The organism is Arsukibacterium sp. (assembly GCF_041616895.1).
Classification (GTDB): domain Bacteria; phylum Pseudomonadota; class Gammaproteobacteria; order Enterobacterales; family Alteromonadaceae; genus Alishewanella.
Window position 1 is genome coordinate 1 of record NZ_JBFJPY010000145.1, and the last position, 5060, is coordinate 5060.

Below are 5060 nucleotides of genomic sequence, written 5' to 3' on the forward strand. Positions count from 1 at the left end.
AAAGTGGCAGAACTGGCCACTGCAGACATTGGCGAAGCGTATCAGATCACTGAAAAAGCCAAGCGCTACGAGCGTATCGCAGAAATTAAAACCGCTCTGCATACTAAGTTGACCGCTGAACTGGCTGAAGACGAAGCGCTGGACAAGAACGAATTTGGCGATATTTTCCATGACCTGGAAAGTAAAGTGGTCCGCAGCCGCATCACCAAAGGTGAGCCACGCATTGACGGCCGTGATCCGGAAATGATCCGTGGTTTAAGTGTTATGACAGGTGTGTTACCCCGTACTCACGGCTCATCACTGTTTACCCGTGGTGAAACTCAGGCGCTGGTAACCTGTACCTTAGGAACAGCGCGTGATGCACAGAACATCGATGACTTGTTAAGCCAGAAAACCGATACCTTTATGCTGCACTACAACTTCCCTCCGTACAGCGTTGGTGAGACTGGTATGGTAGGGTCGCCAAAGCGTCGCGAAATTGGTCATGGCCGCTTAGCTAAACGTGGCGTACTGGCTGTAATGCCTGATTTTGAAGATTTCCCGTACACGGTACGTATCGTGTCTGAAATCACTGAATCTAATGGTTCAAGCTCTATGGCATCGGTATGTGGTTCATCATTAGCCTTAATGGATGCCGGTGTGCCGATTAAAGCCTCTGTCGCTGGTATTGCGATGGGCCTGGTTAAAGAAGGCGACGACTATGTCGTACTTTCTGATATCTTAGGTGACGAAGATCACTTAGGTGACATGGACTTTAAAGTAGCCGGTACCACCGAAGGTATTACGGCGCTGCAAATGGACATTAAGATTGATGGTATTACTCAGGAAATTATGCAAAAAGCGTTAAAACAGGCTAAAGCAGCCCGTTTGCATATTCAAAATGTGATGGATCAGGCCATTAGCGGTCACCGTGAAGAAATGTCTGAATACGCACCGCGTATCTACACCATGAAGATTAATCCGGAGAAAATCCGTGAAGTTATCGGTAAAGGTGGTGCGGTTATTCGTCAGATCACTGAAGAATCGGGTACCACTATCGAGCTGGAAGACGATGGCAGCATAAAAATTGCCGCTACCACCGCGAAAGCAGCGCAAATTGCTATTGATAAAATTAATGCGATTACTGCTGATATTGAAGTGGGAGCAATTTACCAGGGCGAAGTGGTCCGGATTGTTGACTTCGGTGCCTTTGTTAACGTATTGCCAGGTAAAGACGGCTTAGTGCATATTTCGCAAATCTCTGATGAGCGGGTAAGCAACGTTTCTGAACATTTACAATTAGGTCAGAAAGTGGCTGTTAAAGTGTTGGAAGTGGACAAGCAAGGTCGGGTACGGTTAAGTATTAAAGAAGCGAATACTAAATCAGCTGATTCGGCGGCTAACACTGAGCAAGACGCATAATATGCGTCGCGCTAAATCCGGTATCGCAGCGCTGTTAACAGCGCTGTTAACCTTAAGCGGTTGTGCTACATGGCAACCGTCATCGTCTGCGGCCTGGCTTACGCCAGAGCCGCTTGCGGTACCTTATCGGACTGAGCTGGCAATTGCCCGGCTGACCGAAATATTACAGCGTGCAGAGTTATCAGAAGAGCAGTCGGCACGTTTATACTATGACCGCGGTGTTATGTATGACAGTGCAGGCCTGCGCTCACTGGCCCGGCTTGACTTTATGCGGGCGCTCCGCTTGAAACCAGATATGGCCGATGCCTACAACTTTGTTGGCATTCATTACACCCTAAGTGGTGATTTTGATCAGGCGTTTGAAGCGTTTGATTCCGTGCTCGAGCTGGCCCCTGACTACGAATATGCCTATCTTAACCGTGGTATTGCCCTGTATTATGCTGGCCGGGCTGATCTGGCGGTGCCTGATTTCGTAAAATTTCTTAAACTTCAGCCAACAGATCCCTATCGGGTGGTCTGGCTCTATCTGGCTGAACGTGATTTATCAGAGCGCGCTGCCAGGGCACGCCTAACAGCAAATGTCGCCACTTTAGCGGCGGATGACTGGGCAACAAACATTCCGCTTTTTTATCTGGGCAAGTTGTCTGAGCAACAATTATTAAATTCAGTTATTAATGATCTTACTAGCCCGCGGGTGTTAGCAGAGCGGCTTTGTGAGGTTTATTTTTATCTGGCCAAGTGGTATGAAGCAGAGCAGCAACCTGAACAGGCTATTGAATACTATAAACAAGTACTTGCTACTAATGTTTATGAATTTGTCGAGCATCGTTATGCCAGGCTCGAGATGGCCAGGCTCAGAGGTGAAGCGCTGTCTGGCGAGAGTAATGAGTTCCATTAATCTTCGTGCCAAATTTTACAAAAGCCAGCTTGCTGGCTTTTTTGCATTATTACTGTTCGGCTGTTCACCTGATAACAACTTGGCTACTGAGCAACAGCTGATGGATGACGCAGCAGTTGAGCCTGCAGCGGCAATGCAGCTTGGCCGCCAGCGGCTGGCTGATAACGAACTTGATGCCGCTTTACAGTGGTTCAGGCAGGCCGCAAAACTCGGTGATACTCAGGGTTTAAATCATGCAATTCAGTTACAACAGCGGTTAGAGGGGCGCTTAGCCACGGCAACCTGGCTGCAACACACCGTCGATAGCAAACAACTGGCGGCAGCTGCTATCAGCCCGGCGCATCGTGCTGCCTTGGGCCTGTGGCAATCTACGCCATCAGCTGTTGCCAATAGTGGGTATTACGCCGCTGCGGGTTGCAACCTTACCATCCAACCGGTGGCAAGCCAGCAGGCAGGAATTGTGCGCTGGCAGCAACTGCAAAGTGCCTGGGCGAAGGATCCGCTGCTTAGCAGCTTACCGGTGTGTTTTAACGATTTAATTATAGTAAATGCGCCTGCGCTTAACTGCTCTGAGCAGGCCGCCAGCCGAATTAGCTGCAATTATGACGTGCTAACCAAGCAGGTGCTGGCCGGTAAGTTCAGCCAGCTACTGGTTATTGCCGGCAGAGGACTCGCCAGTTATAACAACGGCATCTTACAACTCCCTGACACTGCGAGTCTGGCGTTATTACAGCACGAATTTATGCATGTGCTGGGCTTTATTGATGAATACCCGTTAAGCCGTGCGTCAGCAGAGTCAGTCTGCCAGCCGGGCACATTTGCCACTAATGTATTGTTCGACGATAGTCCGGTAACCCTGGCCGCCTGGCAGCAAAGATGGCAGCCTATGGCAGATAACGTGAAGCTACAAGCTGTTTCTACCTGTAACGCCACCGGGCAACAAGCCTATCGGGTGGTGGCAACCATTAATCCGATGGAATCTTATCAGACTGCGATGCCGGCGTTTTATCACCAGCTAATGGTCCGCTCATTGAATCAAACTGAGCATATTATGCCGGTGCAGTACTATTTTGCTTATCTGGCAAGACAGCAGCAAGCCTGGCAGCACTGGCATGCGTTAATGCAAATTGCCGCTGGCCATGGCTATCCTGAGGCAGTAGCAGCGTTACAGTACCTTTAACGGCACTTAGGAATGCTCATCTACTGACAACTCAGACAATTCGCGGCTTAATATCTGACTATCACCTAGATTAAGCTCAATCAGCCGTTTTAAATGACCCGCACTTTCCAAATCAATTTTATCGCAGTGTAAGCCAATCACATCGTTGTGCTGATGGGCGACGCTAACCTGCATACTAAAATCAAGTGGATAGTCACTCAGGTGTACCCGTAAGATCAGGGGACCAGTTACCTTAGGCTGCCAATCTGCAGGAATACTGATTAACGCACCTTTTAACGATAAATCAAGTACATCAGTGGGGTAGCTTTGCTCAGCGGTTTCTAAATGAGCTTTACCCTGAAAATTAACCCGGCTAAAACGTCGTTGCTCCATATACCCCCCAAATTTAATTCGATCAAGTGTAGCTGTTTTCCGTGTAAATAGCACAACGCTCGCCGCCGATGTCACGATTAAAAAAGGCCGCATACCGCAGCCTTAATGTCGTGTTTTGTTAAAATGTACCGTTAACTGACCTCTTCGCCGGCGGCCTGGCGATCAGCGTGATAGCTCGAGCGCACAAACGGGCCACATGCCGCATGTTTAAAGCCAATGCTATTGGCAAACTGCTTAATATCGTCAAACTCGGCCGGTGGCATATAGCGTTTTACCGGCAAATGATGTTTGCTGGGCTGCAGATACTGGCCTACGGTAAGCATATCGACGTCATGATCGCGCAAGTCTTGCAGAACCTGCAGTAACTCTTCGGTCGTTTCACCCAGGCCAACCATCAGCCCTGATTTGGTTGATACTTGTGGGTGCGCCTGCTTAAAGCGTTTTAGCAAGGTCAGCGACCATTTGTAATCCGCACCGGGCCGCGCCAATTTATAAAGCCGTGGCGCGGTTTCCAAATTATGATTAAACACATCTGGCGGGCTCTTGCTCAGAATGTCCAGCGCGACATCCATCCGGCCACGGAAATCCGGCACCAGCACTTCAATTTTTATATCCGGGCAATATTTCCTGATAGCATCAATGCAATCTGCAAAGTGCTGGGCACCGCCATCGCGCAAATCGTCGCGATCAACGGAGGTAATTACCACGTATTTTAATTTCATATCACGAATGGTTAATGCCAGTTTCTCCGGCTCTTCCGCGCTTGGCGGCAAAGGCCTGCCATGAGCCACATCGCAAAATGGGCAACGGCGGGTACAGATAGCACCAAGGATCATAAAGGTGGCTGTGCCATGATTAAAACACTCGGGCAGGTTAGGGCATGCTGCCTCTTCACAGACCGAATGCAAACCATGTTTGCGCATGGCACCTTTGATCTGATCGATCCGCTCTGAGTTCTTTGGTAACTTAATCTTTAACCAGGCAGGCTTACGCAGCATTTCCTCAGGTTCGGTCGGCAATACCTTAACCGGAATTAACGCCATTTTATCGGCGTCACGCAATTTTACCCCTGGTTCCATTCGCGCTGTCTTAGTCATGTTGCCACTCTAACCCTGTTTTAAAACTTAGTTCGGATACGGCCAGAAGCCGTTGAAAGATGTTGCTGATGTCAGTTTTTGCCTGGGCAATGCTCAGCGGCCCGCCAAAATC

General features: G+C 49.2%; 5 protein-coding genes. 3 read left to right on the plus strand and 2 right to left on the minus strand.

The features are described from left to right. The 3 genes from pnp to ABY802_RS15735 all read left to right on the plus strand — a co-directional run. Positions 1-1401: polyribonucleotide nucleotidyltransferase (pnp, locus tag ABY802_RS15725; RefSeq protein WP_372628071.1), on the plus strand; the 1401-nt coding region annotated here is incomplete at its 5' end. Between the two features lies 1 nt (position 1402). Beyond that, the gene (gene nlpI / locus ABY802_RS15730; RefSeq protein WP_372628072.1) at positions 1403-2299 is read left to right on the plus strand and encodes a lipoprotein NlpI; all 897 of its coding nucleotides are present in this window, start codon (positions 1403-1405) and stop codon (positions 2297-2299) included. Continuing rightward, positions 2286-3479 carry a hypothetical protein gene (locus ABY802_RS15735; protein ID WP_372628073.1) on the plus strand — a complete coding sequence of 398 codons (1194 nt, stop codon included), beginning with the start codon at positions 2286-2288 and terminating at the stop codon, positions 3477-3479. Before nlpI ends, ABY802_RS15735 begins: the two co-directional genes overlap by 14 nt. Positions 3480-3485: 6 nt before the next feature. Here ABY802_RS15735 and ABY802_RS15740 read toward each other — a convergent pair whose 3' ends face one another. Then, on the minus strand, positions 3486-3851 hold the full coding sequence (locus tag ABY802_RS15740) for a PilZ domain-containing protein (RefSeq protein WP_372628074.1): 366 nt from the start codon (positions 3849-3851) through the stop codon (positions 3486-3488). A 131-nt stretch (positions 3852-3982) separates the two neighbouring features. Further along, positions 3983-4948 (minus strand): lipoyl synthase, encoded by a 966-nt coding sequence (gene lipA, locus ABY802_RS15745; RefSeq protein WP_372628075.1) that lies wholly within the window; start codon positions 4946-4948, stop codon positions 3983-3985. Positions 4949-5060: the final 112 nt, after the last annotated feature.